This is a genomic window from Stenotrophomonas sp. SAM-B, assembly GCF_013387485.1.
GTDB classification, from domain to species: Bacteria; Pseudomonadota; Gammaproteobacteria; order Xanthomonadales; family Xanthomonadaceae; genus Stenotrophomonas; species Stenotrophomonas maltophilia_AA.
Map to the genome: position 1 here is coordinate 509,869 of NZ_JABBXB010000002.1, position 26,144 is coordinate 536,012.

General features: G+C 66.0%; 22 protein-coding genes. 14 read left to right on the forward strand and 8 right to left on the reverse strand.

What is annotated here, in order from left to right; translation table 11 throughout:
• Positions 1–11: 11 nt before the first annotated feature.
• Positions 12–1,865, reverse strand: coding sequence for a 3-hydroxybutyrate oligomer hydrolase family protein (locus HH110_RS06530; RefSeq protein ID WP_176988908.1), 1,854 nt, complete (start codon positions 1,863–1,865; stop codon positions 12–14).
• An 88-nt stretch (positions 1,866–1,953) separates the two neighbouring features.
• Here HH110_RS06530 and HH110_RS06535 point away from each other — a divergent pair, with 88 nt between their 5' ends.
• Positions 1,954–2,628 (forward strand): response regulator transcription factor, encoded by a 675-nt coding sequence (locus HH110_RS06535; protein ID WP_176988909.1) that lies wholly within the window; start codon positions 1,954–1,956, stop codon positions 2,626–2,628.
• Positions 2,629–2,670: 42 nt separating this feature from the next.
• Here the strand turns inward: HH110_RS06535 and HH110_RS06540 are convergent, their stop codons facing one another.
• From HH110_RS06540 to HH110_RS06555, 4 genes are all read right to left on the reverse strand, one after another.
• On the reverse strand, positions 2,671–6,003 hold the full coding sequence (locus tag HH110_RS06540) for a PAS-domain containing protein (RefSeq protein WP_176988910.1): 3,333 nt from the start codon (positions 6,001–6,003) through the stop codon (positions 2,671–2,673).
• 69 nt (positions 6,004–6,072) lie between these two features.
• Positions 6,073–6,555 (reverse strand): MaoC family dehydratase, encoded by a 483-nt coding sequence (locus tag HH110_RS06545; RefSeq protein WP_176988911.1) that lies wholly within the window; start codon positions 6,553–6,555, stop codon positions 6,073–6,075.
• Positions 6,552–7,430, reverse strand: a complete 879-nt coding sequence (locus HH110_RS06550) for an alpha/beta fold hydrolase (RefSeq protein WP_176988912.1) — start codon at positions 7,428–7,430, stop codon at positions 6,552–6,554. Before HH110_RS06550 ends, HH110_RS06545 begins: the two co-directional genes overlap by 4 nt.
• Positions 7,431–7,441: 11 nt before the next feature.
• The gene (locus HH110_RS06555) at positions 7,442–9,640 is read right to left on the reverse strand and encodes a TonB-dependent receptor (protein ID WP_241696435.1); all 2,199 of its coding nucleotides are present in this window, start codon (positions 9,638–9,640) and stop codon (positions 7,442–7,444) included.
• A gap of 157 nt (positions 9,641–9,797) precedes the next feature.
• On the opposite strand from HH110_RS06555, the gene HH110_RS06560 reads away from it, so the two are divergent.
• From HH110_RS06560 to HH110_RS06585, 6 genes are all read left to right on the forward strand, one after another.
• Positions 9,798–11,201 carry a GntP family permease gene (locus HH110_RS06560; RefSeq protein ID WP_176988913.1) on the forward strand — a complete coding sequence of 468 codons (1,404 nt, stop codon included), beginning with the start codon at positions 9,798–9,800 and terminating at the stop codon, positions 11,199–11,201.
• Between the two features lie 49 nt (positions 11,202–11,250).
• The gene (locus tag HH110_RS06565; protein ID WP_176988914.1) at positions 11,251–12,255 is read left to right on the forward strand and encodes a PHB depolymerase family esterase; all 1,005 of its coding nucleotides are present in this window, start codon (positions 11,251–11,253) and stop codon (positions 12,253–12,255) included.
• Between the two features lie 123 nt (positions 12,256–12,378).
• On the forward strand, positions 12,379–13,560 hold the full coding sequence (locus tag HH110_RS06570) for a serine hydrolase (protein ID WP_176988915.1): 1,182 nt from the start codon (positions 12,379–12,381) through the stop codon (positions 13,558–13,560).
• Positions 13,561–13,655: 95 nt separating this feature from the next.
• Positions 13,656–14,183, forward strand: a complete 528-nt coding sequence (locus HH110_RS06575) for a DUF6622 family protein (RefSeq protein WP_342589227.1) — start codon at positions 13,656–13,658, stop codon at positions 14,181–14,183.
• A gap of 134 nt (positions 14,184–14,317) precedes the next feature.
• Positions 14,318–14,665, forward strand: a complete 348-nt coding sequence (locus HH110_RS06580) for an RcnB family protein (protein ID WP_176988916.1) — start codon at positions 14,318–14,320, stop codon at positions 14,663–14,665.
• A gap of 179 nt (positions 14,666–14,844) precedes the next feature.
• Positions 14,845–15,330: a DUF2165 family protein gene (locus HH110_RS06585; protein WP_176988917.1), complete on the forward strand. Its 486-nt coding sequence runs from the start codon at positions 14,845–14,847 to the stop codon at positions 15,328–15,330.
• A gap of 3 nt (positions 15,331–15,333) precedes the next feature.
• Here HH110_RS06585 and HH110_RS06590 read toward each other — a convergent pair whose 3' ends face one another.
• Positions 15,334–16,227 (reverse strand): LysR family transcriptional regulator, encoded by an 894-nt coding sequence (locus tag HH110_RS06590; RefSeq protein ID WP_176988918.1) that lies wholly within the window; start codon positions 16,225–16,227, stop codon positions 15,334–15,336.
• A gap of 106 nt (positions 16,228–16,333) precedes the next feature.
• Between HH110_RS06590 and HH110_RS06595 the strand changes: the two genes are divergently transcribed.
• From HH110_RS06595 to HH110_RS06610, 4 genes are read left to right on the forward strand one after another with little or no spacing between them, the layout of a single operon-like run.
• Entirely contained in the window at positions 16,334–17,392 is a 1,059-nt protein-coding gene (locus tag HH110_RS06595; protein ID WP_176988919.1) for an alpha/beta hydrolase, read from the forward strand.
• The gene (locus HH110_RS06600; protein ID WP_176988920.1) at positions 17,389–18,600 is read left to right on the forward strand and encodes an MFS transporter; all 1,212 of its coding nucleotides are present in this window, start codon (positions 17,389–17,391) and stop codon (positions 18,598–18,600) included. Before HH110_RS06595 ends, HH110_RS06600 begins: the two co-directional genes overlap by 4 nt.
• Before the next feature lie 31 nt (positions 18,601–18,631).
• Positions 18,632–19,303 carry a carboxymuconolactone decarboxylase family protein gene (locus HH110_RS06605; RefSeq protein ID WP_176988921.1) on the forward strand — a complete coding sequence of 224 codons (672 nt, stop codon included), beginning with the start codon at positions 18,632–18,634 and terminating at the stop codon, positions 19,301–19,303.
• A 48-nt stretch (positions 19,304–19,351) separates the two neighbouring features.
• Positions 19,352–19,729 (forward strand): putative quinol monooxygenase, encoded by a 378-nt coding sequence (locus tag HH110_RS06610; protein WP_241696436.1) that lies wholly within the window; start codon positions 19,352–19,354, stop codon positions 19,727–19,729.
• A gap of 20 nt (positions 19,730–19,749) precedes the next feature.
• Here HH110_RS06610 and HH110_RS06615 read toward each other — a convergent pair whose 3' ends face one another.
• On the reverse strand, positions 19,750–20,097 hold the full coding sequence (locus HH110_RS06615; RefSeq protein ID WP_176988922.1) for a hypothetical protein: 348 nt from the start codon (positions 20,095–20,097) through the stop codon (positions 19,750–19,752).
• 145 nt (positions 20,098–20,242) lie between these two features.
• Here HH110_RS06615 and HH110_RS06620 point away from each other — a divergent pair, with 145 nt between their 5' ends.
• Entirely contained in the window at positions 20,243–20,767 is a 525-nt protein-coding gene (locus HH110_RS06620) for a GNAT family N-acetyltransferase (protein WP_176988923.1), read from the forward strand.
• A 24-nt stretch (positions 20,768–20,791) separates the two neighbouring features.
• Here the strand turns inward: HH110_RS06620 and HH110_RS06625 are convergent, their stop codons facing one another.
• Complete coding sequence (locus HH110_RS06625) at positions 20,792–21,853, reverse strand: LacI family DNA-binding transcriptional regulator (RefSeq protein WP_342589228.1); 1,062 nt, start codon at positions 21,851–21,853, stop codon at positions 20,792–20,794.
• 327 nt (positions 21,854–22,180) lie between these two features.
• On the opposite strand from HH110_RS06625, the gene HH110_RS06630 reads away from it, so the two are divergent.
• Positions 22,181–25,315 (forward strand): TonB-dependent receptor, encoded by a 3,135-nt coding sequence (locus HH110_RS06630; protein WP_176988925.1) that lies wholly within the window; start codon positions 22,181–22,183, stop codon positions 25,313–25,315.
• Positions 25,316–25,383: 68 nt separating this feature from the next.
• Complete coding sequence (locus HH110_RS06635; protein ID WP_176988926.1) at positions 25,384–26,142, forward strand: SapC family protein; 759 nt, start codon at positions 25,384–25,386, stop codon at positions 26,140–26,142.
• The last annotated feature ends 2 nt before the right edge of the window (positions 26,143–26,144 follow it).

A 26,144-nucleotide genomic window follows, 5' to 3' on the forward strand; every position in this document is an offset into this window, starting at 1 on the left:
GAAACAGCGCGTCAGCGGCCGGGACTGGCCTGGGGCGCGGGAATGGACAGGGTGTCGCGCAGCAGCGGGGCGTCCGCGCGGGGTGTCGGGTGGATGAGCGCATCCCGTGGCAGAGCGCGGGCGGGATCCTCAAGGTGATCCCACACCTGGTCCAGGGCGGCGAACATGTAGGGCAGCAACGGCACGTAACGCTTCCGGTAGTCCGGGAAGCCCAGCAGCGAGTCGAAGTGCTGGGCGTTGTCCACCCGCCAGTACGCAATCTGCGCTCCGGCACTGCGTGCGAGCGCCACGTAACGATCACTGGTCATCCCGATCGGCACCAGGCCGTCGTCGATGCCATGGATGACCACGATCGGCAGGCCGCGGCGCGGGGCCTTGACCGCCGCCTCGGCGATGCCGGCGCGTACCCGCCGCGCCTCGGCGCTGTCGGCACTGCCAAGCGCGCGCAGGCAAGTCAGGCCGTGCAGCGGATCCTCTGCCGACTGAGCCGCGTCGTCGTCCACCAGCACCACGCCGCTGCCCGGCGGGATGCCACTGCCTTCGCTCCACCAGGTGGAACGACCCTCTGCAGCCGCCAGACCGGGGCTACCGTCAGCAGCGGCGGCCGAAAAACTGTACGCACAGGGATGTTCGCCCGGGCCGTAGCGTCCATAGGCCGATGCGTAGGTCACCGCGATCGCGCGCCACAGATCGAACCCGGTCGGAAACGCGCCGGCGCGGAGGGCGCCGTCGCTCAGCCCTGCGTCGGCAAGCTGCTGGCGTGCAGACTGTGCCTGTGCCGCGGTGTCATCACCCTGGACCCATCCGCCGGACTTCAGCAGGGCGCAGCGCTGCGCGCCTGCCGGTGCTGCCTGTGACTGCAGGGGTGGCTGTGGCAGATCATCGAGTGCCAGCAGCGCACAGGGCATCAGCAGCGCCGACCGGGTAACGAAATCGTACAGCGGTGGCGCGCCCGCGACCGACACGTTGGGCTCGCCCGCCACCATCGCATCGAACCCGGCGCCCTCGATCTCCGCCGCACGCAGCACGGCACCACCGCCATTGGATACGCCCACCCCCAGCGTGCGCGTCGTCGCCGTGGTAAAGGGAGCGGAGCGGGGGTAGGCGCGGTCCAGCGCCTGCAGCCCGAACTGCAGTGCCTGCAGCAGATGCCGGCCCCAGTCCGCCTCGGGGTTGTCACCCGAATGCGCGTGCTTGAACGCGACACCGTGCGCGGCCGCCGTGGCCGAGGGAACGAAGGCCAATGGGCCCTCGCCAGCAGGCGTGCCGTCGGCCTGGACGCCGATGCGGGCGTCGAGGTCGTAGTAGTCGCTGCCGGCGCCCTTGTCGGTGTAGGCGACGGCGCACCCATGGGCCAGGCCCCAGCTGCCGGCAACCGCAATCGCGCCGTAGATGCCACGCGAGCCGGAGGAGGCGGCGACGACCAGGCAGCGTCTGGAGACATCGAAGGTGTCGGGTACCTGCACCAGCACGCGATGGGGATGGCGGGCGCCAGGGACGCGCGCGTAGGCCGAGAACTCGCGCCCCGGGGCCGGCTGCAGGCTGCCGTAGACAACGCCGAAGCCACCGCCCGGGGTCAGGTCGGCGATGCCACGCCAACTGCTCCAGATCGCGCGGCGCCGTGCTTCCCCGGCCGTCGGTCGCGCCGGGCTGGCGAATGCCGGTGCGGTGGCCACGCGCAGTGCATCGATTCCCAAGCCTGCCGTCAGCAGGTCATCGTTGCCGCGATGCATGGTTTCCCGCCACTGTTCGAACACCGGCGCAGCACCATCCGCACGGGGTTGGGCGGCATGGGCAACGGCGAGGCACCCCGACAACAGCGGCAGCGCGGCGTACAGCAGTACAACGGGGCGACGGATGTTCATGGCGCCACACTAGCAAGCCGGTCGGGACGCGCCAGCGTACCTAGGTACCCGTGCCCGATCGCGGACGATTTGCTAACCTCGGCTGGACATGCCGACCCTGCTCATCGCCGATGACCACCCCTTGTTCCGCGCTGCGCTGCATCGCGCGGCCGAGGAGGCGGTGGTCGATCTGCAGATCAGCGAGGCCGATTCATTGCACAGCGTGCTGGAAGCGATCGAGCACCGGCAGATCGACCTGATGCTGCTGGACCTGCATATGCCGGGCAACCACGGGCTTGCCGGGCTGGCGACCATACGCGCATTGCAGCCTGGGTTGGCGATCATCATCGTGTCGGCCAATGAAGAGCCACACGTCATCCGCCGCGCGATCGACCTGGGTGCGGCAGGCTACCTGCCCAAGAGTTCGGGGCTGACCGATCTGCAGTCTGCGCTGCAGTCCGTGCTGGAAGGTGAGCGCTGGATCCCGGCGATGCTGCGCGAGCCGGTGGCGCGGGTGGCGCCCTTCAGCAAGGACGCCGATCTTGCCGCGCGCCTGGCCAGCCTGTCTCCGCATCAATACAAGGTGCTCAGCCTGGTGGCCGAAGGACTGCTCAACAAGCAGATCGCCGACCGGCTGGGCGTGCAGCTGCGCACCGTCAAGGCGCATATGACCCGCATCATGGGCCGCCTGGGGGTGCGCAATCGTGCGCAGGCCATCCGCGTGCTGCACGAAATGGGGTTGACCGATCCATCCCGACAGCTCGAAGCGGCACAGGACGCCTGATCCGCGGCACGGACATCGCTTGGCCAGCGAATTGCCGGGGCCTCAGGGCGTTGCCGTGCCCGGCTTGGCCAACAGGTGATTGATGGCCCAGCGCAGTGCCAAAGGCTTGAACGGTTTGTTCAGCAGCGACAGACCCACCTCGCGCACCGCGTCGCGAGTGTCACCGCCGGTATCGGCGCTGAGAATCACGGTCGGCCGCGGGCCATGGACGGCAACCAGCCGTTTCCAGAGCGCGACGCCGGTATCGCCATCGTCGAGGTGGTAGTCGAACAACCACAATGCGGCCTTGTGCGCCGACACCTCCAGCGCGCTCGGGTCGCACACTGCAATGACGTCGCAACCCCAGGAGAGCAGCATCTGCCGCATGGCCTCCAGCGCGTCCGGATCATTATCGACCACCAGCACCCGGAGGCCGTTGATGGCGCTGCTGCCGCTGGCGGGCTCCGTTCGTGGTGCCGCGGGCGGCACTGCCCGCGCCACGGTGATGGAGAAAGCGGAGCCGCGCTCGATCACGCTGTGCAGGTGCAGCGGCGCATGCAGCAGGGCGGCGATCCGGTGCGCAATGGTGAGGCCAAGACCCAGGCCCTGGCCGATGCTGCGATCGCCGCGATGGAACTCCTCGAATACCACCGCCTGCTGCGTCGGCGCGATGCCGGGCCCATTGTCATGCACCCCGATCAACAGCCCGTGGCCCTGGCGACGCACCCCCAGCAGGACGCCACCGACGCGGGTGTAGCGGATGGCATTGGCCAGGAAGTTCTGCAAGACGCGGCGCAGCAGCAAGGGGTCGCTGTGCCCCCAGGCGCGGGTGCGCACATAACGGAACTGCAGGCCCTGCGCGGCGGCCAGCACGGCGAACTCCTGCGCCAGCGGATCCAGCACGGTGGACAGCGCGAACGGGCGCGGATCGGCGACCAGCCCGCCAGCTTCCAAACGTGAAATATCCAGCAGGCCCGACAGCAGGTCGTCGGTGGAGTCCAGGGCGCCCCGGATTTGGCGCAGGAAGCTGTCCAGGAACTCGGAGTCGATGTGCTGCGACATCGCATCGGTCAGCAACTGCGCCGCGTGCAGGGGCTGGATCAGATCGTGGCCGACCGCCGTCAGGAAGCGGGTCTTGGCCACGTTCGCGCGCTCGGCCTCGTGCACGGCCAGCTCCAGCCTGGCCGTGCGGTCCTGCACGCGGCGCTCCAGGGTTTCGTTGCTGCGTTTGAGTGCGTCCTCGGCCCGGCGGAAGGCAGTGACGTCGGTGAATGTAGCCACGTAACCGCCCCCCGGCATCGGGTTGCCGCGGATCTCGACGATCGTGTCATCCGGGAAGATCCGTTCGGACAGATGCGGCGTGCCGCGCCGCATGTGCACCACGCGGCGCTGCAGTGCCTTGTCGGGCGTGTCGCCGGGGGTGTCGCCGATTTTCAGTTGGCCCAACGCCCACGCCGTGAGGTTGACCACCGGCTGCCCCACCTGCAGCAGCTCCGGGGGGAACTTGAACAGTGCGGCATAGCGGCTGTTCCAGGCCACCAGCTGCAGCTGCGCGTCGACCACGCTGATGCCCTGGCTCATGTTCTCCAGCGCTGCTTCCAGCAGGCGCTGGTTGAAGCGCAGCACCTGGGTGGCTTCGCCGACCGCGCGGGTCACCGCGTCCAGGGGCGCGGCGCCGCCATCGCGTGCGGCTTCCACCAGCAGCCGCGCCATGCCCGCACCCACCACGGCGGTCAGTTCGCGTTCGATGGCGGTGACCCGGTCGTCATCCAGCATCTGCCCGGCGTGTCCGTCCATCAGTTGCCGTGCCCGCTCCTGGCCGAGGAAGCGACCGGCCGTCTTGCGCAACGATGCCGCTGCCACCGCGTCGCGCTGTCGCGGCAGCGAGGGACGTACCGCACGCGACACCAGCACGACGGTCACCAGGTTGACCGCCAGGCTTGCGCCCATGCTGATGGCGATATGGCCCGGTTGCGGACGCAACGAGAACATCGCCAGCCACTGCAGCCCGCCCGGGTTGGCCGACAGCGGTGGGGTCGGGACCACCATCGGCAGCAGCACCAGCCACAGCCAGACCAGCAATCCCAGCACGATGCCGGCGATGATCGCCGGGGAGGGCGTGCGCGGGCGGTACACCGCCAGCAGCACCGCCGGTGCCAACTGCGAGAGCGCGGTGAACGACATCAGGCCGAAATCGCTGAGCGCCTCGGTGCCGCTCATCGCGCGGCTGTACAGCCACGCCATCAGGAAGACGGCGAGGATGCCGGCGCGGCGGAAGGCCAGCACGCGGGGACGCAGGTCGGCACCGGCGTTCACGCCATGGACGCCTCCCAGCAGCCGTGATCCCACGCCATGGTTGCCGAGCATGATCGACAGGGTCAGCCCGGACAGGATCATCATGCCGGTGGCGGCGCTCAGACTGCCCAGGTAGGCCAACAAGGCCAGCAGGTGGTGCCCGCGCGCCTGCGGCAGCGCCAGCACGTACAGATCGGGCGACACCGAGGGCGGCAGCTGCGCGGCACCGGCCAGCGCCATCGGCACCGACGGCAGTCCGATCAGCAGCAGATACACTGGGAACAGCCAGCGCGCCGTCTTCAGGTCCGACGCCTGGCGCAGCTCGACCACACCCACATGGAACTGATGGGGCAGGGTGAACGCCGCCATCGCACCGAGTGCCACCATGGTCAGGTAGTCCGGCACGACCGCTGGCGGCGGCAGCTCAGCCATCTTCTCAAGCAGGGGCGTGCCCGCCTGGTGCACCGACAGCCCGGCATACAGGCCGATGGCCAGCAGCGCCGCCAGTTTCAACAGCGATTCCAGGCCCAGCGCGACCACGATGCCGCGGTTGTGCTCGGTGGCCGACGCCTTGCGCGCACCGAACAGGGTGGTGAACGCCGCCATCGTCAGCGCGAACCAGAACGACATGTCCAGCTGCCACCCGACGGGCGCGAATTGATCGCCGAGCAAAGTGCCAAGCCCTTGGCTGACCGCTTTGAGCTGCAACGCGATGTAGGGAATGATGCCGAACAACGCGACCAGGGTGATGGTGGCGCCCAGCCCCTGATCGGCACGCAGCCGCGCGACCACCAGATCGGCGATGGTCGCGCTGTTGTGCTGCTTGGCCAGCCGCCCCAGCCGCGCCAGGAACGGCAGGCCGAAGGCGAAGATCAGTGCCATGCCGATCAGCGTCGGTGGGATCGGGAAGCCCCATTGCACGCCCTGCGAGGCTGCCCCGTAATACGTCCATGCGGTGCAGTGCACGCCCAGCGACAGCGCGTAGATGGCGGGCCATGCCTTCGTGAGGCGGTGCCCCTGACGTTCGCCCCACAGCGCGACGCCGAACAACAGGACGGTCCACGCGATGCAGGCGAACAGGACGATGGAGGGCGTCAACATCGCTCCAGTGTAGAGAGAACCGCAGCCGGCGTGCAGCACGCCAGCCACGCGCTGTGGGGCGGAGCGGGACTAGCCGGCGACGATCAACGACAGCTGCTCGGCGACCAGTGCCACCTCGCCGCCGGGGACCACTTCCACGGTCTTGTGCTGGGTCAGCAGCCACTGACCCGGCTGGCGCGCTTCCAATGACACCAGCCGCGAGCGCACCCGCACCTCCGAACCGCTGGGCACCGGCGCCAGGAAGCGCACCTTGTTCAACCCGTAGTTCAGTACATGGGCGATGCCGGGGAAGCCGACCAGGGCGGCCACATCCTCTTCCACCGTGAGCGAGAGCAGGAGGAAGCCATGCGCGATGGTCTGCCCACCCGGCAACCCGGCCGCTGCGCGGGCTGGATCAACGTGGATCCAGTTGTGGTCACCGGTGGCGTCCGCGAACGCATCGATGCGCGGCTGCGCGATCCGCGTGACGCCGCCCAGCCGCTCGTTGGCCGCCCATTGCTGCAGGGCCTGCAGGGCGGCAGGCAGCGCTTCGCTCGATGCAGCGGCACTCATCGCACGCGCTCCAGCAGGGCCAGGATCGCGTCACGCGCCTCGGGTTCGGACAAGGTCGGCGCATGGCCCACCTCCGGCACTTCGACCAGACGGGCGTTCGTCGATGTCGCGGCCATCTGCCGTGCCACATCGGCAGGCAGGATGTCCGACAACGCGCCGCGCACCACCAATACCGGCACACGTGCCGTCAGCCCACGCACCGCGCGCCACAGCACCGGGCGCAGCAGCCACAGCACCCACGGCCGGGTCGTACGGATCACCGCCGGATCGTAGTCCAGCACCAGCAGCCCATCCTCGCGCTGGCGGAAGGTACGTGAGGCCATCGCCCGCCAGTCCTCGGCGGTGAAGCGGGGGAACGCGGCCTTGCCGATGGATTCCACGTAGGCGGTGGCCTGCGCCGGATCCATCGGCGGCACGGGCTTGCCGGCGTACTTGCCGATCCGTGCCAGGGCGTCGCGCGGCACCTTGGGGCCGGCATCGTTCAATACCGCCCCGGCGATACGTCCGGGCGCACGGGAGGCGAGGGTGATGGTCACCAGCACGCCCAGCGAAGTACCGATGAACACGGCCCTGTCGATGTTCTGCGAGCGTAGCAGCGCCACCATGTCGTCGGCATACGCCCGTGGGTTGTAGCCGGACGGGTCCGGCGCGCGTTCTGAACCTGCACGCCCGCGCAGGTCAACAGCGATCACGCGCCAACCGGCCGCGGTCAGTGAACCGGCCAGCGCATCGAAATCGGCGCCGTTTCGGGTCAGCCCGGGGATGCACACCACCGTGCCCCGGGGTGCTTGACCCGCCTCCGGCGCATGGTCGCGCGCGTGCAGGCGCAGGCCATTGTCACTGTTCCAGTACAGATCATCGTAAGACGGCGTCATGCAGGTGATTCCTAGAAATCGTAACGGGCACTGAGACTATATTGGCGCGGCGGACCATAGAACCCGATCAGCGTGCCGACCGCCGGGATGTTGTAGCCGGTGGTCCGATACTCCTTGTCGGCCAGATTGGTGCCCTGCAGCGAGAACGTCCAGGCCTCATCGAGCTTCCAGATCACACCGGCGTTGACCAGTCCGTAGCCGTCCTGGCGGATCACCGGGCTGAGGTCGGTGGTCGGCCACACTTCACTCTGGTAGCTGTAGCTCACGCGTGCGGACAGATTGCCGCCGCGGGCCAGCTCGGTGCGGTACTCCACGTTCAACGCGCCCGAGAAGTCCGGTGCGTTGGTGAACTTCATCTGGTCGGCGACGTTGACGCCGCGATCCATGTACTCGTCGTACTTGGCGTCCAGCCAGGCCAGGTTGCCCGAGATCAACCAGTGCTGGCTGGGCAGGTACTGGTACTCGATCTCCAGACCATTGATGGTGCCGGAGCCGGCATTGGTGAAGTCGCCGAAGAAGCCGTCATCCACGCCATCGCCATTGGTATCGATGCCGGTGAATACGGACAGCTGGATGTCCTTGTACTTGTTGTGGAAGGCCGAGAGGTTCAGGAACAGACGCTGGTCGAGGAAGGCCATCTTGCTGCCTATCTCCAAACTGTCGACGGTTTCGTCATCGAACGGCTCGGCCGAGCGCGGCACCGCCACGGCGTTGGCGCGGATGTTGTAGCCGCCCGACTTGAATCCCCGCGTGGCAAGACCGTAGACCATGATGTCCGGCGTGACCTGATAGTCCAGCGAGACCTTCGGCGAGACGTTCTTGAAGTTGGTCTTCTTGTCGAAATCCGCCGTCACGGCGACCGGCCGGCTGAAGGTCGGATCGGAATAGAGGCGGTTCAGCACGATCGCGCGCTTGTCTTCGTCGGTGTAGCGGGCGCCTGCGTCAAGCTTGAGCCTGCTGGTCAGGTCGAAAGTCCAGTCCGCATACAGCGCGATGCTGTCGGTCAGCACCTTGCCCTGGTTGTCCGCGAACTGCGCGCTGAAGTAGTTGTTCTGGATCTGACCACCGGCTTCACCGCTGAACTGGTAGAGGCCCACGACGCCGCGCACACGCCCCCCCGCATCGTAGTTGAGCTGCACCTCGTTGCTGACCTGGTTGTCGTTGTAGGTACCGCCAACGTCGGCCAGCTTCACCGGCGTACTGTCGAAGTCGATGTTCGCCTCGCTGTCCGATTCGCGCTTGGCCACCACGTACTTCAGCGCCACGTCCTCGCTGGGTCGCCAGTTCACCGTCGCCGAGGCGCCCTTCGTCTCCACGCTGTTGAGGTTGCGCATCCCCGAACGGATGTCGTAGCGGTCATCCATCGGCGGGTACGCCCGCAGGAACGGGTTGGGTGCCAGCATCCTGGAACCCCGCATGCCCGACTGGTCATCGACCCAGTCCAGGGCGAACTGCACGTCAAGATCGTCGCCCGCGTACGCACCCAAGTTCAAACGCGCGGCATTGATCTGCTTGTCGCTGACCGGCTGGCCGTTGAACGTGTTCTCGCCGAAGCCGTCACGATTCATGCTGGCCACCGCCACGCGGGCACGCAGGCCACTGTCCGGCCCGCCCAGCGGCCCACCGATGGCCGCCTTGGCATCCAGCTGGTTGTAGTTGCCCGCGGTGATCTGGGCGAACCCTTCGGTCTGGGTCGGCAGCCCCCGCGAGATGTACTTGATCGCGCCGCCGATGGTGTTCTTGCCATACAGCGTGCCCTGCGGGCCGCGCAGCACCTCGATGCGCGATACGTCGAACACATCCAGCAGCGCACCCTGCGGGCGCGCGATGTAGACGTCGTCCAGGTAGATGCCCACGCCCGGGTCAGCCCCCCAGGTCGGGTCGGATTGGCCGACGCCGCGGATGTACGCTGTGACCGTGCTGCTGGCACCACGTGCAGCGTAGATGGTCAGGTTGGGCACCTGTCCATCCAGGTCGCTGATGTCCTGCACGTTCATCCTGTCCAGGGCTTGGGCGGTGAAGGCCGTGACGGCCACCGGGACTTCCTGCAGGGTTTCCTCGCGCTTGCGCGCGGTGACCGTGATGCTGTCCAGCGTGGTGGCCGATGCGGTCCTGCCCGCCGACGGCGCGGCCTGTGGTGCTTCCTGCGCCAGTACCGGCCCGGAGGCCAACAGCGTGCCGATCATCAGGCTCAAACAGTTCCGCTTCATTCGGTCCTCCCCCCAGGCATGTGCATTGCAGATGGCCCATTGCCACCCCTGGAGCCTAGGCTAGCGGCGCCGTGGTACACCCGCGAGTGGACCTAGGTCCAGTCGGCAGCGACCGCCAGATCGGGATACTGGGCGCATCCTCATCGGGAAGCGCCGAATGTCGTTATTGATCGTACTTGCAGCACTGGGCTTCCTCATCCTGGCGGCCTACCGGGGTTACAGCGTGATCCTGATCGCGCCCATCGCCGCGCTCGGCGCCGTGCTGCTGACCGATCCCTCGCTGGTGGCACCGATGTTCACCGGCTTGTTCATGGACAGGATGGTCGGTTTCCTCAAGCTGTACTTCCCGGTGTTCCTGCTGGGCGCCGTGTTCGGCAAGCTCATTGAACTGTCCGGCTTTTCCCGCTCCATCGTTGGTGCGGCGATCCGATTGTTCGGGCCGCAGCGGGCGATGCTGTCGATCGTGCTGGTCTCGGGCCTGCTCACCTATGGCGGCGTGTCGCTGTTCGTGGTGGTGTTCGCGGTCTATCCGTTCGCCGCCGAGATGTTCCGCCAGAGTGACATCCCGAAGCGCCTGATTCCGGCGACGCTGGGCGTGGGCGGCTTCAGCTTCACCATGGACGCGCTGCCCGGCACGCCGCAGATCCAGAACATCATCCCGACCACGTTCTTCGGCACCGATACCTGGGCGGCCCCGGTGCTGGGCACGCTCGGCAGCGTCTTCGTGCTTGCGGTGGGCATGACCTACCTGGAGTGGCGCCGCCGGGTCGCGCTGCGCAACGGCGAGGGATACGGCGATCCGGCCACCCTGGTGAACGAGCCGGCACCGTTCACCGGCACCCATCTGGCGCATGCGGGCATTGCCATCCTGCCGCTGGTGCTGGTGTTCGTCTCCAACAAGCTGTTCACCCTGGGCATGCCGCACTGGTATGGCGCAGAGCACAGCTTCGTGCCATCGGTACTGGGCAGTTCCGTACCGGTGGTGCAGGACGTGGCTAAGATCGGGGCGATCTGGGCCGTCGTCGGTGCGCTGCTGGTCGGCATCCTGTCGGTGCTGGCGCTGGCCTGGCGTCCGGTGGTGACGAAGTTCGCCGAGGGCACCAAGGCCGCGATCGGCGGTGCGGTGCTGGCCGCCATGAACACCGCGTCGGAATACGGTTTTGGTGCGGTGATCGCCGCACTGCCGGGTTTCATGGTCGTGGCCAACGCGCTGGGCTTCATCAAGGATCCTCTGCTGCACGAGGCAGTCACGGTAACCGGCCTGGCCAGCGTCACCGGCTCGGCGTCCGGCGGCATGAGCATCGCCCTCGCCGCGATGTCGGACACCTTCATTGCCAATGCGCAGGCCGCCGGCATCCCGATGGAAGTGTTGCATCGCGTCGCCTCGATGGCTTCGGGCGGCATGGACAGCCTGCCGCACAACGGTGCCGTCATCACCCTGCTGATGGTGACCGGGCTCACCCACCGCCAGGCCTACAAGGACATTTTCACCGTGACCGTCATCAAGACCCTCGCGGTGTTCGTGGTGATCGGCATCTACTACGCCACAGGCTGGGTCTGACAGCGGCGTCGCAACACCCTACCCACAACTCACGCATGAGGATCTGGCGATGACATCTGGAATCGATTCGATCAAGGCGGCACTTCTGGTGGTGTGCACCTGGCTGGCGACGGCGGGCAGCGCCCTTGCTGCAGGCCCCGCTGGGCATTGGGATGTGGGTCTCTACGGCAATGTGTTCGGCAGCCGCGAGTACCAGGTGTGGGTGCCGGCCGGCTACCAGGAAAGCCAACCACTGCCCATGCTGCTGGTGCTGCACGGCTGCGTCAACGGGCCGAACCTGATGGGCGAGGCGTCGGGCTTCAACGAGGTGGCCGATACGGAAGGTTTCATCGTGGTCTACCCACGACAGAACGTCACCGCCAACCCCGCACGCTGCTGGAACTGGCAGTTGCCGATCAACCAGGCGCGGGGCAGTGGCGAGGCATCGATCCTGGCCGGAATCGTGGGCCAGGTGAAGGCGGGCTACAGCATCGATCCGCGCCGGGTCTACGTCACCGGCATTTCCGCCGGTGGTGCGATGACCTCGATCATGCTGGCGTGCTACTCGGACGTGTTCGCCGCTGGCGCGGTGCATTCCGGCGGCATGTACAAGGGCGCCACCACGGTGTCGGGCAGCGCCTATGCGTTGTTGGCGGGCAGCATCTATTCCCCGGACAGCAACGGCCGGCTCGCCTGGCAGTGCGCCGGCTCACCGTCGCCGCGACCGATGCCGGTGCTGGTGTTCCATGGCAGCGCCGATGCCACGGTCAATCCGGTGAACGGACAGCAGGCCGTGCGCCAGTTCCTGCAGACCAATGACCTGGCGGACGATGGGGTGGACAACGAGTCGGTCAAGTATCTGCCGACGAGCACCTTCCAGGGCCAGGTGCCGGGCGGGCGCGCCTACACGGTGGACACGTACATCTATGGGGGCAGGACACTGGCCCAGCATTACGTGGTGCAGGGGATGGGGCATGCCTGGAGCGGCAGCCAGTCCGGGTTGCCGTTCACCGATCCGAAGGGGCCGGATGCCACGCTGATTACCTGGTTTTTCCTGAGGGATCAGCAGCGCTGAAGGCGGCAGGGGGAGAGCAGGGCGCGATTGCCGGGTTCCATCGTCTTGTTGCAGGGCCCCAGCACCTCTAAGATCGCGCTCTGCCATATCCTCCTCAAGCGCCTACGCATGCACGCGACGTCCATGAGTGTTCCCAGTAGCGCGTGGTTGCGCTGCCTCGTTCTCTCCGCCTCGCTTTTTGTCATGGGCTGCGCAGGCGGGAAGGGCCCAGCGAAGGATCTCGGGGCGGAGATCGATGAGGTCGCCGCAGCGCTGGTCGAGCAGCCCTTGCTCCACTCAGCCTCGATCGGCGTCGTGTACCGGGGCAAGGAGTTCATCCGGCATCGGGGCGACATGGAAGCCGGGAAGCCGGACCCGCCGACCGATGCGACCCTCTACGAAATCGGTTCGTTGAGCAAGACCCTGGCCGGCACCCTGATGGCCAATGCCGTGCTGGATCGCAAGCTGGGCCTGGACGACGACGTTCGGATGTATCTGCAGGGTGACTATCCGAACCTGCAGTACGAAGGCTACCCCATCCGCATCCGGCACCTGCTGTCGCACACCAGTGGCTTGCCGAACATGTTGCCGGAACGCGCGAACACGGTGCTCGCCGACTTTACGGATCACCGTACGCCCGACGCGCTCAATGCCGTCTATGCGCGCTACGACAAGGCGGACTTCCTCCGGGACCTGCACACGGTCGAGATTCCCCGGGTGCCGGGGAAGGATTATGGTTATTCCAGTGCCGGGACCGAGCTGACGGCACATGTCCTGGAAGTGGTCTACAAAAAGGATTACGAGTCGCTGCTGCGCGCGTACCTCGTCGACGCTGCGGGGATGACCGGCCTCAGGATCAGGCTGAGCGATGAAGAGGCGCCCCGTCTTGCGGTCGGCTATCACAGTGACAACCCAGTACCGACCACGCCGATGCCACCGTTGCCGTGGGGTGCATCCGGAAACGCAAAGGCGACGCTTCCCGACATGGTGAAGTACCTGAAGTTCCAGCTGGCCGACGGGCCCGTGGCAAAGGAATCGCATCGTACCCTGGTCACCTTTGATGCCGAGTCCAGCATCGGCTACTTCTGGAACATCGTCCGTGGCGACCCCCTGAAGGGTACTTACTATGCGCACCATGGTGGCGTGCCGCGCTCGCAGTGCTACATCTACATCCTGCCGAAGTACGACCTCGGCATCTTCGTGATCACCAACCAGAGCGGCGACCAGACTGCGCGCGCCATGGAAACAGCGATCGATACGTTGGTGGAGAGGATCGCGGCGCGGGAGAACAGCGCTGGCAAGGGGGAAGTAATTCCGGATGCCTGACACCTGTCACTTGTGATGGGTCGGTGCAAAGCGAGAATGGAGCCATTCCCGCGCGGCGTTGCATCGCCGGCACCCACCCCCATCAAGGACTCCCCGTGATCATGCTGCAGCACCTCATCTCGAACACACCTGTGTGGGTCTGGGCGCTTCTGGTCTTCCTGGTCAGCCGCGGCATCGCGGCCATGAAACCCGGTGAAACTTCGCTCACGAAACTGGCCCTCGTGCCGGCCCTCTTCACCGCCTGGGGAGCCTGGTCGCTCGGCCACCGTTTCGGCGGTTCCTGGGAGGCGTGGGCCGAGTGGCTGGTCGGCATCGGCGCGGGCATGACCCTTGGGTGGATGCTGCTGCGACGCGCAACGCTCACCCTCAACGCGTCCACGGGGAAGGTGTGGCGCAGCGCGGACTACAGCCTGCTGCCGCTGCTGCTGGTCACGTTCGCGGTGAAGTACGGTTTCGAGGTTGCGCTCTCCGCGTCGCCTTCACTGAGCGCCGATGGCAGTTTCCGCGCGGTCTACCTGCTGTTGTCGGGCGGTTTCACCGGCATCTTCATTGGCAAGTACGTGCGATACCTGCGCGCTGCGCGGCTTGTCATGCCAAGCGGAAAGCTGGAAGCGGCGGGCTGAGCCTGTGAAGCCCTGGCCGACGTGAAACCGGGGCACCCGTGGAGTCAGGGCAGGGCGCGTCGATCCATTCACACGCAGCGGCCTATATTCGCCGCTGTGACGCCGCACGCTGCGGCCGAAGTGGAGGCTGTCCTATGAAAACCCGACGCTTGCTTGGCATTACGCTGATGGCCGCAGTGGCGATGGCCACAGCTCCCGCCTGGGCCGACCCGCCGCACCACGCACGGGGCAATGGCCCACCCCCTCACGCCGGCGGCCCCCACAACCGCGATGCCCCACCGCCGGGATGGCAGAAAAAGGCATGGCGACGCGGGGAGAGGCTGCCTTGGGCTGAGGTCGACCGCCGCTACTGGGTGGACGACTACGCGCACTATCGTCTGCGGGACCCTGGTCGCGGTCATCGCTGGGTTCGACAGTCGGATACCGAGTACCTGCTGGTGGAGATCGCAACAGGCGTGATCATCGACGCACTGCACCGATAGGAACACGCCCCCCGGCTGGCGCCACGGCGGGTCGTGGCGTCGCACGGTCAAACTGCCCCAGCCCTCGCCTCGATGAGGTCGGGCTGGGGTTTGGCGCGAGGGGAAAGAGGTCGCTGTTGACCTGAATCGCGGTTGAGGTAATAGGCTGCTCAGCCCAGCTTCCTCAGGATGGTTCTCCCATGTCGTTGCCGATGTCGATCTGGCTGTTCCAATCCGTCTACGCGATGGGCTTGACTGTCTGGCTGGCAATCGCCGTCATCGACAACATCAGAGCATTCCGCGAACTGGCCGGTGCGGTGGGCCTCACCCTGTCCATGGCACTGCTGCGGCAGGCGCCGCCGGTTGAGACCGCGCTTGCGACGCGTGCGGTGACGTCCAGTGTCCTGAGCAGAAGCGCAGCACTTGCGCTGCTGGCCCTGAAGCTGCTGGCGCTTTCAGCGATGGCGATGGGATGCTGTCTACTCCTGTTTGCGAGCGGCATTGATCAGGCCCGGCCGTGGTTGAACCTGGCGCTGAGCCTCTTCACCCTCCTGCTGCTGGCGATGCACCTCGGCGGACTCTGGTTTGCGTACTGGATCCGTCAGGACGATCTGCAGCGGGGGCACCTGATGCTGCTCGTTTGGGTCCTGGGCGCATTCTTCCTGTTCAACGGGTCATGGGCGTGAGCGCTAGGGATCCCGTTTGAGCCACGCGACCAGCGCCGAGAATGCCGGCGAGGGTTGCCGACGGTTCGGATAGTAGAGGTGATAGCCGGGGAAGGGCACACACCACTTGTCCAGGACGGCCACCAGCCGCCCCTCGGCAATGTGATCGGCCACCATGGGCTCGGGCGCATACGCCAGGCCCAGCCCGTCGAGTGCGGCATTGATGACGTGCACCATGCTGTTGAACACCAGCGGCCCGTCGCCACGCACGGTGAACTCCTTGCCCTTTTCCTCGAATTCCCAGGCATAGATGGACCCGTTCGGGCGGTGCCGGATGTTCACGCAACGGTGGCGCGTGATGTCGGCGGGTTTCCTGGGCTTGGGATGCGTCTCGAAATACTCGGGAGACCCCACCACGACCAGCCGCCAATCCGGACCCACCCGGACCGCGATCATGTCCTTGCTCAGCGCCTCACCCAGTCGGATGCCCGCGTCGAAGCGCTGTTCCACCACATTGGTGAAACCGTAGTCGACGTAGAACTCGAGCGTGATGTCCGGATACTCGGCGAGGAACCCGGCCAGGCGGGGACGGATGATGGTCTCCATGGAGTCGTCCGTGCAGGAAATCCGCAGCGTCCCGGCCGGGCGGTCGCGCAGGTCGCCGAGTGCCTCGACGCTTGCGCCGATGGCCTCGAAGTGCGGGGCAATGGAGCGCATCAGGCGCTCACCCGCCTCGGTCGGGGCGACATTGCGCGTGGTCCGGGCCAGCAGCCGGATGCCCAGGCGCTCTTCCAGCAGCCGCATCGAATGACTCAACGCAGACGGGGTGACGCCCAGGCGAGCCGCCGCCTTGGTGAAACTCTGCTCCTGCGCCACCACCAGGAAGGCTTGCAGGTCGTTGGTCTTCACTGCGCTCATGGGTCAATTGTGAGCTAAACTCATTAATTCATCAACTTTCAGCCGGCTTATCGCGGTAACGGCCCGGGCCTATCGTGGCGTCCTCACTCCTCCAGAGGCGGTCCGCATGAAACCCACCACGCTGCTGCTGGCACTGCTCGCCAGCCCCCTCGTTCCACATTCCGCGTGGGCTTCCGACGCGCCAGCGGCCACCAGGACCACGGGGGCGGACAATTTCTACAGGAGCGACCGGGTGACCGGCGAACGCGTCCGGTTCAAGAACCAGTACCAGATGGAGGTGGTGGGCACGCTGTACCGGCCCGAGGGTCTGGGACGCGACGGCCGCGCGCCGGCCGTGGTGGTCGGTCATCCGATGGGCGCGGTGAAGGAACAGAGCTCGCAGCTGTACGCACAGAAGCTGGCCGAACAGGGCTTCGTGACGCTCGCGATCGACCTGTCCTTCTGGGGTGAAAGCGCGGGCACGCCGCGTCACCTGGTATCGCCGGAAATCTATTCGGACGACATCAGTGCGGCCGTGGACTTCCTGAGTACGCAGTCGTTCGTGGACCCGGAACGGGTGGGCGGCCTGGGCATCTGTGGCAGCGGCAGCTTCGTGATCAGCGCGGCGAAGATCGACCCGCGGATCAAGGCGATCGCGACGGTCAGCATGTATGACATGGGCGCCGCCGTGCGCCAGGGGCTGAACAAGGCGCAATCGCTGGAGCAGCGGAACGAGATGATCCAGGCGGCCGCGCAGCAGCGTCTGGTCGAGTTCAGGGGCGGGCAGCGCGTGTATGTGCCCGGGACCGTGAACACGCTCGAGCCCGATACCCCGGCCGTGCAGCGCGAATTCTTCGACTTCTACCGCACGCCGCGCGGCGCTTACGCGGCCGCCGGCGAGCGCCCTGAACTGACCACGCAGCCGCTGTTCAGCAGCCTGGTCAAGTTCATCAACTTCCATCCGTTCAACGACATCGAGACCCTTTCGCCACGGCCGATGCTTTTCATCTCCGGCGACACCGCACACTCCCGTGAGTTCAGCGAAGACGCGTACCGGCGGGCCGGCCAACCGAAGGAGCTCTACTGGGTGAAGGGCGCCGGGCACGTGGACCTGTATGACCGCACCGACCTGATTCCGTTCGCCAAGCTGACGGCGTTCTTCCAGCAGAGCCTGGCCGGGAAATGAGTCGTCCCGACACCACCGTGGACAGGGGCAACTGGGGCGGCGTGCTTGCGATGACGCTGTGCGTCTTCGCGTTGATCGCATCCGAATTCATGCCGGTGAGCCTGCTTACCCCCTTGGCCGCGGACCTTGGCGTGACCGAGGGCCTTGCCGGATACGGTATTGCCATCTCGGGCGCCTTCGCGGTGCTGACCAGCCTGTCGATCTCCCGGCTGGCCGGTGCCATCGACCGCAGAACGTTGCTTCTTACGCTGACTGCGTTGATGGCGGTGTCGGGTCTGATCGTCGCACTGGCCCCCAACTATCCGGTCTACATGATCGGCCGTGCGCTGATCGGCGTGGTGATCGGCGGGTTCTGGTCACTGTCCGCGGCGACCGCCATGCGGCTGGTGCCCGCAGCACAGGTGCCGCGTGCCTTGGCGATCTTCAACGGCGGCAATGCGCTGGCAACGGTGATCGCCGCGCCGCTGGGCAGTTACCTGGGCGGCGTGATCGGGTGGCGCGGGGCATTCCTGTGCCTGCTGCCGGTGGCGGCTGTCGCGCTTGCGTGGCAGTGGGCCTGCCTGCCGTCCATGGCAGCGGAGCGCAGGCAGCCACAGCGCGGCGTGCTCGTGCTGCTCCGGCGGCGGGTGGTGGCGCTGGGCATGACCGCGTGCGGCGCCTTCTTCATGGGACAGTTTGCCTTGTTCACCTATGTGCGACCGTTCCTGGAACGGGTCACCAACGCGGGGGATTCCACTGTCCCGCTGGTGCTGCTGGCCATCGGTGTAAGCGGCCTGGTCGGGACACTCGCCATCGGGGCGTTCCTCAGGCGCGGGCTCTACCGCACGCTGGTGACGGTTCCTGCCTTGATGGCGGTGATCGCCGCGGCACTGGTTCCGCTGGGTCCGCAGCTGTGGCCGACGGCCGCACTGCTTTCAGCATGGGGCCTGCTGGCCACGGCGGCACCGGTGGGGTGGTGGAGCTGGCTGGCGCGCACCTTCAGCAACGACGACGCCGAAGCGGGCGGGGGGCTGATGGTCGCGGTGGTGCAGTGCTCGATCGCGCTGGGCTCCACCCTCGGCGGCCTGCTGCTGGACAGCGTCGGCTTCGCCGGCACATTCCTGGCCAGTGCCGGCGTGTTGGTGTCTGCGGCGCTGCTGGCCTATGTCACGGCCGCGGACGCCGGGTCCGCCGCCCCGTCGGCGATGGCTGCGGAGGCCCGAAGCTGATGAGGCGCACATGCATACGAAGGAGACATCGATGAATCTCAATTCTACTGACGAGCCGGCCACCGCACTGGATGCCAGGCAGCAGGCCATCATTCCGATCAGCGCTGCCGCAGCGGCGGGTGACATGGCCCGCCTTGGCGAGGCAGTGAATCGCGGCCTGGACGCCGGGCTGAGCGTGGCCGAGGCGCGCGAGATCCTCGTACAGGTGTACGCCTATGCCGGCTTTCCCCGAAGTCTCAATGCACTCGGCGAGATGATGAAGGTACTGGACGCGCGCAGGCAGCGCGGCATCCACGATGAGGCCGGTCGCGAACCGGTGAAGCCGATACCCAAGGGCGATGCGTTGCTGGCGGCAGGGACGGCCAATCAAACCACCTTGGCAGGTGCGCCGGTCGCCGGACCCTTGTTCGAGTTCGCGCCACAGGCCAACGCCTATCTACGGACCCACCTGTTCGGGGACATCTTCGAACGTGACAACCTGGATTGGCAGAGCCGCGAGCTGGCCACTGTCAGTATGCTGGCTGCGATGTCCGGGGTGGAACCCCAGCTGCAGTCTCACGTCGGGATAAGCATGAACATCGGCGTGAGCGTCGAGCAACTGCGTGAGCTGGCCGATGTTCTTGACGCACGTTTCGACCCGCAGGCGGCAACGCGTGCGCGCGAGGCCATTGAACATCAACTGGACTCCCTGCACACCGAGTGACGCGGAGAGAGGTTTTCATCGAATGACGCGCAGGCGTCGGAGAGAGCAATGAACAAGGCAATGTGGGGCATCTCAATCTGTCTGATCGCGCTTTCCTTCAGCGCTCGGGCAGAGGAGGCGCAGATGACGAGACTGTCGAAAATCACCGTGGACGCTGCCCATCTCCCCGCCTATCGGGAGGCGCTGGCTGAAGAGGTCCGCGCTTCAATGGCGCTTGAGCCTGGTGTTCTGTCGCTGTATGCGGTGTTTGACAAGGAGGATCCGACACGACTGACCATCCTGGAGATCTACGCCAACCGCCAGGCCTACGAAGCACATGTAAAGAGCCCGCACTTCCTCGCGTACAAGAACGGAACACTGCACATGGTCACGTCGCTGGAGCTGGTGGACGTCGATCCGCTGCTACCAGAGTTGAAGATCAAGTGAGCCGACGGGCAGCGGCCCGCTCAAGGCCCTTGCTGATCGGCATCCGGAGCGCTGGCCGTATCGCCGTCCAGCGTCAGCGGCCTCGCCATGTCCTTGATCCAGCCCCACAGACCATAGAGGACGGCGTAGGCGCTGAGGGCGCTGAGCAACATCGGCCACATCGCTTCTTTCATCAGCTCCCCTGGGTCGCATTGGAGCGGGCCGCTGTTGCCCTTGCCCATCCGCATGCAGCCGTGTTCGGGATAGGCCATCTCATAGGCGCCCCAGGCGAGGAACGCGGCGAGCAGTGCGAACAACAGCATCACGCCGACGTCGGCATCTCGAACGCCCAATCGCTCCCAGCGTTGCGCCAGCCGCAGCTTCAACATCCTTCATCATCCCTGTCCATACAGCCATCCATGATAACAGTGCACGATATCGCGCAGACATCGCGTCGGTAGACTTGGTGTCTGCCACAGATGGCGGCAAACTACTGCTGGATGTGGCGTAGCGCCACCGGCAGGAGTGACATGCGTGACTGATCCAGGAAAGGAAGCGCTGACCATCCGTCGCGCCAGCGTGACCGATACGCCCGCTGTGCTGCGGCTGTTCGACGAAGTGATTGCGTGGTTCGTGGCCATCGGCAACCCGCAGCAGTGGGGCAGCGAAGCATGGTCGTCCATTCCGCGCCGCATCACCCAGGTGACCGATGCCTGCGCGCTGCCCGGCGCCTGGGTGGCTGAAACAGGGAAGGGTGAGGTACGCGCATTCCTGGCGCTGGGCGAGGCCATGCCTTACGTGCCCGCGGCGAACGAGCCAGAGCTCTATGTCCGTGTGCTGGTTGCTTCGCGGGATCCGCGCGTGCGCGGTATCGGCCGCCGGCTGATGGCGTTCGCCGACGAGCAGGCACGTGCCGCGGGTGTTGCCTACCTTCGCGTGGATTGCTATGGCGGAGGCAGTGGCGACCTGGTGCGTTTCTACGAATCGTGCGGTTACGAAAGGCTGTCGACCTTCAACATAGACGGTTGGCCGGGCCAGGTCCTGGACCGTCGCCTGTAAGGTGGCCGCCTCCGCGCCAGGCGGCTAAACGTCCGGCAAAGGCCGCGATACGGACGCCCGCGTGACCAACTGGTGCGGAAGCACGTGGTTGACGATGGCGCGCGCGGAAGCAGTCGGGCGTCGAATCTCGCGCAACAGGATGTCGATGGCAGTGTCCGCCATCTCCGCCACCGGTTGACGGATCGTGGTCAGTTCCGGCCACACCATCGTCGACGCGGAGGTGTCGTCGAAACCGACCACCGACAGATCACGCGGCACCTCGAGGCCGCGACGATGCGCCACGGAAACAACGGCAGACGCCATGTCGTCGTTGCTGGCGAAGATCGCGCTGGGCGGCGTGTGCAGGGCCATCAACCGCTCGGCCGCCTCCAGTCCGGAGCGGTAGGTGAAGCAACCGGGGTGGACGAGTGCAGCGTCGTACGCGATGCCCACGCCAGCCAGCGCATCCCGGTAGCCCTGCCAGCGGTGCGCGCTGGCGGTCTGATTCGGATCGCCCTTGATATAGCCGATGCGGGTATGTCCCTGGCTGATCAGGTGCGACACCATGTCATGGCTGGCCTGGCGGTCATCAATGCGCACACAGGACACCCTGTCACTGAAATGACTGGACGCGATGGAGATGACGGGAATGCCGCCGAGCAGGAATTCGTCGACGATGTCCTTCGACTCACACAGGGGTGGGGGAAGAATCACGCCCGCCACGCTGCTGGACAGTTGCCGTGCCGCCTCGCGACGCGCCTGCGCGCCCAGGTCGTCCCAGGTGGCGATTACCAGCTGCGCCGCGGCCCGGGTGGATCCGCGCAGCGCCCCGACCAGGAGTTCGCGAAGATAGCTGGCGCTGGGATTGGTGTAGATCAACGCGATGCAGGTGTGCTGCGCCGCCGCCAGGGCGCTCGCCGCAGGATTGGGCCGATAGTCCAGTTCGAGCACGCTGCGCATCACACGCGCGCGATTGCCTTCGCGCACCCCCGCATGGCCGTTGATGACGCGGGACACCGTCATGGCGGATACCCCGGCGTGCGCCGCGACGTCGTCGATAGTGATGGCACTCGCTTTTCGACGGACGGTTCTGTGGCTGTTCTTCAAGGGCTCGTTTCCTTTGCTGCGCTGCATGATGACAAGCGCGACCCCGGATGATTAGTCTGCGGCCGTGACGTGATGGTAGCGCTACCACCTGGCCGGGGTAAGGGCCAGTGGGTACCCCCCCCTTTACCACGCGGCTGTTCTGGCAAGCCTGAAAGCGAGTGTGAGTCGCAGTGAGCGCACAGCGCACTGCGATGTTCGGTGTGGAAGACGGGCATCGCCCGTACGTGCCCCCAGGAGGGGCGGTACATCCATTCGATCGTATATGTCAGAGGGGAGAGTCATGAGCGCTTCTACGTTCCGTCGTACCCAAGGCCGGGGGGCTCGTTCATGAGCCGCACGCTGGCGAAGTTCACCTCCAGGGCCATGTTCACGTTCGTGGGCGGCGTCCTGGTCATCAATCCCGCCTTCGCACAGGACGCCTCAACGCCGGCGCCCGTCGCCCAAGCGCAGGCCCAGCCCAGCAGCCCGACGCAGCTGGATACCGTGCAGGTCACCGGCATCCGCAACAGCCTCAGCCAGGCGATGGACATCAAACGCGACTCGGCCGGCGTGGTGGATGCGATCAGTGCCGAGGACATCGGCAAGTTCCCGGACACCAACCTGGCCGAGTCCCTCCAGCGCATCACCGGCATCTCCATCGAGCGCCGTGATGGCGAAGGGGCGCAGGTCACGGCGCGAGGCTTTGGCCCGCAGTTCAACATGGTGACGCTCAACGGGCGCCAGATGCCGGGTGCTGATGCGTTCGGTGCCTCGGGACAGGTCGCCATCGGCGGTGTCGACGGCGGCACCCGCGCGTTCAACTTCGCCCAGCTGGCCGCCGAGGCCATCAACGGCATCGAGGTCTACAAGACCAGCCAGGCCAATGTGCCCAGCGGTGGCATCGGCGCCACCATCAACATCCTGACGGCGCGGCCGTTCGACCATGATGGCACCGTCGCCAGTGCCGGTGCGAAGGTCGTCTCCGACCAGAGCCAGCCGTTCGACAGCGACCTGACGCCGGAACTGTCCGGCATCTTCAGCTACAGCAACCCGGAAAAGACCTTCGGCGTTGGCGTGAGTGCGAGCTACCAGAAGCGCAAGGGTGGCTCGGTGCAGGCCACCAACAACTACTGGAACATCCAGCCGTGGACCGGCACGATGCCGGGCAACCCGACCGTGGTCAACGCACCCGCGGTGGGCGCACTGTACGGTCGCCCGAACGACCTCCGCTATGCGTTCTCCGAGTTCGAGCGTGAGCGCGTCAATGGCCAGGCGGTGCTGCAGTTCGCACCGACAGATGCGGTGACCCTGACCCTCGATTACACCTATTCGACGAACGAGATCACCGAGAATCGTGGCGAACAGGGCATGTGGTTGCAGAACAGCAACTACACCGATGTCACCTTCGACACCAGCGGCGCGGTCGCAACCCCGATCTATATCCGCGAAGTCGCGGGGACCAAGGATTTCGGGCTAGAACAGCAGCGCAGCATGCAGAAGTACAAGCTGGGATCGCTCGGCTTCAATGCCCAGTGGAACGTCACCGACCGCTTCAAACTGAGCTTCGACGCGCACGACTCGAAGAACGAAAGCCGCCCGAACGATCCGCTCACCGGTGGCGGCTCCATCTTCAGCAGCATCGCCGGCACCAACAACTGCACCACCGGACCGCATTGCGGTGGGTCGTGGGTGCAGGAAATGAACTTCAACAACGGCCTGCCAGTGGGCACCCAGGTCTGGTACCCGAGCACGGCCGATGCCCTGGCCAAGACCAATGGCGTGGTCAATCCGGGCTTCGTGCCGGGCGAGATCGGGTCGCAGGTGCTGCGCATCAACTCGCAGACCCAGATCAGCGAGATCAAGCAGGGTCGCGTCGACGGTGAGTGGAGCTTCGACAAGGGCCGCTTCCAGTTTGGCGTGGACTCCAGCAAGCAGACCACCCACCGCATCCAGGCCGCGGAGAACTACAACACCCTGGGCGACTGGGGCGTGGCCAACGTGGACGGGGATGTCGCCAACGGGCTGATGGACCTGCTGCAGCCGGTCAACATCGTCGGCTTGTTCAACGACTTCAATGCCAACAGCTTCACCGCCTGGCGCGGCGATGCTGGCCGCCTCGCGCAATGGGCAGCGGACAACTATGGCGCCAGTCTCGGCGTGAGCCCGCAGCGTGCTGCGGACAACCTGGTGGAGGAGAAGACCAAGTCGGCCTATTTCCAGGTCGAACTGGACGGCGAGCTGGGCGGCCTGCGCACCAATACCCGCCTGGGCGTGCGCTATGAAACCACCGATGTGGTGTCGACGTCGGTCATCGCCATCCCGGAGGCCATCGAATGGCAGTCCAACAACGACTTCCGCGTGGTGTTGTCCGACGAGCAACAGCCGTTCACCGAGAAGAACAGCTACAGCTACATCCTGCCCAACCTCGACTTCAGCATCGACCTCATGGACGACCTGAAGGGACGCGTCTCGTTCGGCAAGAGCATCGCGCGCGCGCCGATCGGCAACCTCTATGCAGGCCCGACCGCGCAGCAACCATTTGGCTCCGTGCTGATCGATCCGTCTTCGCGGGCCAGCGGCACGGCACAGAACCCGCAGCTGAAGCCGCTGGAATCGGACAACCTCGACCTGGCGCTGGAGTGGTACTTCGCTGACGCGAGCTACGTGTCGGTCACGTACTGGAACAAACGGGTCGCCAACTTCATCGGCAACACCGTGGTCCAGGAAAACCTGTACGGCCTGCGCGACCCGACCTCCGGCCCGGATGCACAGTCGGCGCTGGCCTTCCTCAACAGCGGCGCCTGCGTGACCCAGGTCGGTGCGGCCAATGCGGCGGCCTGCAACGGCAACGACACCGCGCTGTTCACCGCGCTGGCGCTGCTGCGCAACAATCCCGCCGGACTGGGTGCCTACAACGGTACAGACGCGCAGGTCCTGGCTACCGAAGCCAGCTACGATCTGTATGGCACGGCGGCCGACCCGCTGTACCAGTTCAACGTCAACCGGCCCATCAACCAGAACGAGTCCAAGCTGCATGGCTGGGAGCTCGGTGGGCAGTACTTCTTCGGCGACACCGGGTTCGGCGTCCTGGCGAACTACACCCTCGTGAACGGCGATGTCGGCTACAACAACGGGGGCGACCCGGGCATCGACCAGTTCTCGCTGACCGGCCTCAGTGATACTGCCAACGCCATGCTGATGTACGAAAAATACGGCTGGTCGGTGCGCCTGGCCTGGAACTGGCGTGACCAGTACCTGATCCTGGCCAACCAGGGTGCCAGCCGTAATCCGTACTACGTGGAAGCTTACGAACAGTGGGATCTCAGCGTGAACTACACCCTGGATGATCACTGGTCGTTTGGGCTGGAGGCGATCAACCTGACCGGTGAGGACGTCCGCTGGCGCTCGCGCACCTCGCAGATGATCGTGAAGCTGGCAGACCAGAGTCCGCGTTATATGCTTGGCGTTCGTTACCGGTTCTGATGTGTGGGGGTGCCGCTGCCTTGGCGGCGGCACCCGTTCAAGGGTCCTGATGGGGTTGGAAGAACACCATGCCGCGTTACGAAATGCTCAACAACATCGCCCACCGCGATCTGCGCGTGGCCACCGACTTCGGCCCCGAGTTCGGCGACGCGGTCGGCATGGTGCCGGCCTACCCGAGCGAGTTCGCTGAACTGCAGCGCGAATATCCCATTTTCCTTCGCAGGGACGCCGTCACGGGCGAGTGGCAGTCGGTGGTCCTGCTCGGGTTCGAGCAGCACGAAAACCTGTTTCTGCAGGACGGCCGATGGAATGCGTCCTACCTGCCCGGGGCCGCAGCCAAGGGGCCGTTCCTCATCGGCTTCCAGGAGAACCGTATCGATGGCACGCTCATCCAGGAGGCAGTGCTGCACGTGGATCTGGATCATCCGCGCGTGAATGCGATGCAGGGCGAGCCGGTGTTCCTGCCGCAGGGGGGCAATACGCCGTATCTGGACCACATCGCAGGCGTGCTGCGTGGCATTCACGATGGCCACGCCTTCGGCGCGCAGATGTTTGCCGCGCTCGACGCCAAAGGACTCATTCAACCGGTCACGCTCGACGTGCAGATTGCCCAGGAGCATCGGGTGGGTGTCAACGGTCTGCACGCCATCGACCGTGACCGGCTTGGCCAGCTGGACGGCCCCGCACTGGCCGAACTCAACCACGCCGGCTACCTGGAAGGCGCGTACCTGATGCTGGCGTCGCTGCACAACATGCGGCGCCTGATCGCCGAGAAGCAGAAACGTCTGCGCCTGCAGGATGCCGCTGCGGCGGCGGGCAGGAACTGACC